General features: G+C 56.6%; 2 protein-coding genes. Both read left to right on the top strand.

Annotated features, from left to right (window positions below):
• Positions 1 to 1,410: hypothetical protein (locus V6D20_05340; GenBank protein HEY9815214.1), on the top strand; the 1,410-nt coding region annotated here is incomplete at its 5' end.
• Entirely contained in the window at positions 1,353 to 5,420 is a 4,068-nt protein-coding gene (locus V6D20_05335; protein ID HEY9815213.1) for a hypothetical protein, read from the top strand. The genes V6D20_05340 and V6D20_05335, both read left to right, overlap by 58 nt.
• The last annotated feature ends 179 nt before the right edge of the window (positions 5,421 to 5,599 follow it).

The raw sequence follows: 5,599 nt of genomic DNA, 5'->3' as shown, positions 1-5,599 counted from the left end.
TTGGACTTGAATGCAGGCTACGACCTGCTGCAACTGGATGTCGATGCCAATACCGACGTGGTGTTGCGGGGCGACGATACGGAGCAGTTTGCCCAGGCGCTGAAGCCCGTGCAGGATGTGCAAATGCTGCCCACTGACGATTTACTGCTCACCCCGGAAGATACCCTCAACCCCAGCGCTTGGGAGGCCTGGTATCCCAGCATGGTGCTGCGCCGCCGCACGGCAGAAGCCAGAGCCCAACAGCGATCGGAGATTGAACAGGGGCCGTGGTATTCCTGGCGAGAATCGCGGCTGCTCTGGCCCAAGTGGGAAGGATTGACGAATCCCGAACGTACCCAAGCCGAGGCGCTGCACCCGTTGCTTACAGAAGTTCTTAACCAGTTGCAAACAAGCTATACCCTGGATGTACAAACCAGCCCGCCCATGCAGCCCGTGGATTTACGAGGGTTTCTAGAGTCTACGGCACCCAAGGCAGATCCCTACGGCTGGGGTATTTTGCAACGCTTGGGCTTAACCGTGGGGCTATCGCTGCGATCGCTCTCCACCAACAATCTGCTAGCCGGAGACGATCTGGTCGCGGCCCTGCGATCGGTGCTGGAACCCCTGCAGGCAAATCCAGCCTGGGCAGACTATTTTCCCCATCTTTATCTAGAACTGCTGGTGCAGCCGTCCCGCAGTATTCAGCCTGAGGACACAGCGACCCTAGAACTGGATGGACTGCTGGCGATCGCTCAACTGAGTTTACGACCCAGGATCCAGCAAGTCCAGCGCTATGGTCAGCTCACCCTGCGCGGTCAAGCTGGCACGACCGTACCTCTGCGACTCACCCTGACGGCACCCTGTAGCGTGATCGATCAAGCCGATGGCGATCGCGGTCAGATTGAGCTAAAAGTTCCTGATGATGATCCCGATGCTCCCATACTATTGTCCCTGGTTTTACCCCTCACAGGTGAAACCACGCTGCTGATCCGCAGTGAAACCTTACCCGACATTCAGCTTGATGAAACTCAGCTTGCAGCCAATCAGCCCCGTCCAACCTTAGACGGCCTAACTTCCTTCCTGCCCACGGATGAACGCTCCACCTACTTCACGGTGGCCATGGAGGAACTAGCGGCGCAGTTTGCCGATGGCGACTCCCTAGAAAGTAAGGAATGGAGACGACTGCGGGATTATCTAGAATTCCTCAATCCTGATGCGCAGCCGGGCCCTGATCGGATTCTTGTGCCGTTGGGTGATCCCCAAGCGATCGCCGCCATCTTACCTGATGTTCTCGTCTGGATGCAGCGCTTCTTCGACGCCAGCGGCGCAGTGACCACGGATGCCGAAGCTTTGAACAGCATTGCTACAGGCCCTTGGCTGGCCACTGCCTATCCCCAAACCGGTACCCCCGCCTACGCTACGATCACCTAATTGAAAGCCGCTGGGCTCATAGCTACCGTTATTATATTCGTCCCTACAGCCGCTATGAACTGCTGTGGCAGGGGTTGCTGCAGTCGCCGGTGCTGTTCCCTGAGGTGCGGCCAGACGTTGAGGCCGTAACGGCAGAACTTATCCCAAATCCGCAGATAGGCGGTTTAGACGTGGTGTTGGATCGTACCCAGCCGGTGGATGCACCCCTGATTCTCAGCTCCGCACGCTTGGATGCGCCCAGCACCCCCGGCGCTCCGGCCCAGCCCGGCTCTATTTGGGAAGTGCTTCTAGCCCAGCATCCCGAGCAGTTATTGAGTGAACGCAATCAAACCCTAGCCCGCCAGCTCGATTTCCGGGGTGTGGCGGTCACGCTGATGCGTCGATTTGCCTATGATGACTGGCCAAATAAGCTAGTCAAGGCTAGCCTTAACCATCCTAAATTAATCGTGCAGGACGTTGAGGCAGTCTATCCCGAGTTGCCTGGAGCCTATCCTAGTCAACCGGATCATCTAGATCTAACGTCACCTTTGGATGCGGAAGCTGCCCGCAGTCTTGATCTACCTCAACGCATCGGCAATTTCCAGCAGGGAGCGATGGCGCTGCAGTGGGAAGCGCTACCTTATTTCTACGAGCATCGGCTGATGGCGATCGCTCAAACCTCCACCCAGGTATCGGAGATTAACAACACCATCCAGCAGGATTTTGAATACCAATCTCCCATCCCGGAGGCGCTGGTCAAAGCCGTTACCGTTGCCTGGCAACCCGAGGGTAGCGGTGAAGCTATTCAAGTGCGATCGCGACAGATCACCATTCCCCTACGGCGGTTTTGGGACTGTATGCCCTCTGAGGCTCAAAAGCGCTGGGCCAGTGAAGCCCCCTTGCCCAAGACTACCCCCGGAGAGACAGATGCAACTGACTTAGTGCGGAAACCTGCTTCCTTACCGGATTTTGACGTGGTCTATCAGATCATCGAACGGTTTAGCGGCAATATTGAGGTGCAGGCAGACTATGTCTTTGATGACGGGGATGCCCCTCGCTATATCCACCGCCAGCTTGGGCGGCGGTTCTTGGCTAACGTGCAGCACCTGCAGCCTCCCAGCCTTAGCGGTCCCCATGGTGACTATCTGCTAGAAACCATGCTGCAGCAGGTGAGCGAAACAGACTTACTCAGGGATAGCTTCACCGAACTGCGATCGCCCACGGTGCATAAGATCACCTACGCAGACCATCATCTAACGGTGGTGGGTACGTTAACCCAGGAGGATTTCCATAACCTGCTGCTGGCTATGATTAGGGATAACCTAAGTGCTGCAGATTTACGCGATCGCGACTTAACGCCTGCTCAGGTCATTGACGCCTGGTTCTCTACCCATCCGGTTGATGCCCATAGCCTGGCTGGCTTACCTACTAGCCTACTCGCTAAAGTCCATTATCCAGATTTACCCTATCGTCCAGAGTTAGCATCTGGATTAGACTTGCCCGTTGAACTTCAAGGGCAGCTCTTCCTCCGATCTGATCTACCAGGGCGATCGCCCAACCATCAACGCCTGCAGGTAATTTGGCGCGGGGCCTTGTCTACAGTGCAGCGGGAGCAGCTCTTGGCCTACCATAAAAACCTGAATGGTTTCCATCAGCGCCTTCGCTCGATCATCCAGAAGGTTGAACAGTTCACGGCCTCAGCATCGTACTCCGTGCCAGTCCGTCCACATCCGGATAGTAACTTACTCAATCCTTTTGTCATTAGGGTAACCTATCCACCGGCCGATCGCCCCGGATGGGTGCTGCAGTGGAGTAACAATATATCACCGCAGGATCGAATGGCTCTACGTAGATTGCCAGGTGATACACCGTTCCGAAGTGCCATCAACCGATTGATTGAGCGCATTCATGAAACCTACAGCCTCTCCTCGTCTGTGACCTCGACGGATGTGTCACCAGCCCTGGATCCAGAACCTACTGCGCCTAGTGACTTGCCGTTGACCATTGCCGTCGCTCAAACAGGACAAGACTTCGCGCGCTATCAATTAACCTGGACAGGGCCGATTAGGTCAGATCAAGCACAACGTCTGCGAACCGAGTTGCCAGATCTCCTGGATGCTGTCAATGAGTTGATCACTCAGATCCAAGATGCGATGGAGGGGGAGGGGGTGACAGAGGATCGTGAAACTCAGTCTCTCCTGTTCCGAGAGGCGATCGCTGATGATGAGTTTGTTTGGCCCAGAGTCAATAAAACTCAACTGGAAAGTCAGATGCAGGCTGATTTATCTGCATTGATGATTGAATCCAATCAGATCACCTGGAAAGGCTTGGTGAATCCTTCGCCAGAGAATTTAGTCATCCGCCTGCGGCGGCTTTTGCGGCAAGCCGATCCATTCCTAGCGGCCTTCACGCAACTGATGGATGATATCAGTGCAGCGGTGTTCACCGAAGACCTAGGCAAGCAGCGCTTCCGAGTTCGAGAGCTGCTCACGGCAGTGGAGCGCGATCGCTTGGTGGATCGCATGGGCGACCAACCTGGATTAAGAAACCTATTCCATGACTGGGACGATCGACAGTCTCTAGATGAACTGTATCAAGCAGGATTCAGCCAAGTGCCCATTTCTGCCAAGCCTGAGAGGGTTAATCGCCTAGCCGGCCCTATAGATTTTCCTGAGGTCGAGAATCTGGTGCTCGTCCGCACCGATCGCTTGACGGAAACCGAGGCGATCGCCCTCTTAAACTTACCCGGTGACCTAGACTTTAAGGCAGCGCTGCGTCAGTTGATTCGCCCCCAGCAGTTCGACGACTTGCCGGAGCTACGCATCGACTCAGATCAAGGCACTCTAACCTGGGTAGGGGCTCGACCCACCGCCGCCCAGCAAGAACTCCTGCGGGAACTGGAGGGCGATGCAGCTTTCCAGCAAGCCCTAGGACGGTTGGTGAATGCGATCGCGGCAACAGCCGATACCAATCTAGACCTCTCTGTCCCCATGGAGCCAGAACCTAGCTATGCAACGGCGATCGCTCCCCAAGGGTTAGACCAAGTTCCCCAAGCGATCGCAGCCCAGGTGAGCATTGCCGTCAATAACCAGCGCGTCCAGACCGACCTGATCTGGACGGGGCCTCTCACCGACGCAGCCATCACCACCCTAGAAGACTGGGCCCAGATCTCCGCCATGATGATAGCGGTGCAGGCTCTGATCTCAGAGCGCGATCGCCAGCGGATTGTTGTATCTCTACCCAGCGATCGCCTACCTGCGTCCCTGCGCAACGTTCTGCACATACACCCCGGTGAACTGGTCTGGACGGGAGGCATCCCCAGTGATGATCAGCGAGCTGCCCTCAGCCAACTGCAAACCGATAGCGACCATAACCCTCCCCTGCAAACCGCCCTAGACCGCCTGCTGTCTACCCCAGATGCACGGTTTCCAGTGGTGGCGATCGCAGCACCTCAACTCCAGCCTCGTCCTCGCCTGGATCAGCGTCCAGATATCCTGCGCGCCGATGATTTAGTCCGTCGATTCATGCCCAATAGTCCTCCCAGCAACATAAGTGAGACCCAAGTTGCAACGCTGCTGGCCCATCAACTGGTGATTCAGCACAATAGCCTCGTCTGGTTAGGACGGGTACATCACCTCGACCAGCTCCAGGCCTTGCAGAATCTCCCCGGCGATCCGGCCTTTCGAGAGGCGATCGCCCAACTCCATGCCCAGCTCAGCACTAAGGTCTCTACGATCGCCTTCTTGGGGCCCCGTTTGCCCCAACGCCCCCAACAGGACGAGCTCCCCGCAGGCCTGCGGGATAAGCTGCTGCTGGGACGGGCCCAACTGCGCTACCACGGGCTGATGACGCTAGACGAAGGTCGGCAGTTGCGATCGCAATTCACCACCCAGCCCGACCAAGCATCGATTCAACGCCTCTACGACCAATCCATGGACACCGGTCTCCGGGGCAACGAATTGTTAATCCGCGCCCGGAGGGGGAACGCTCGCCCCAGCGAGATGTATACCCTCAAGCCCCGATCGCTCTAACACCAGCCATTGCTCTAACTCCTGATTGCGCAGATTTCTCAGTCCACCTAGACCCTCACCCCTCCCTAGCCATGCCCTCTATCCCCGCCACTGCCATGAATTCCGTGCAGGTCAACGGCCCTTTTTGGTCGGCAGACCTGCAGGTGCTGGAACTTGCCGATCCTCAGAGCAACTGGGCC

The organism is Candidatus Obscuribacterales bacterium (genome assembly GCA_036703605.1).
Classification (GTDB): domain Bacteria; phylum Cyanobacteriota; class Cyanobacteriia; order RECH01; family RECH01; genus RECH01.
This window is presented reverse-complemented; position numbering and strand designations above follow the sequence as displayed.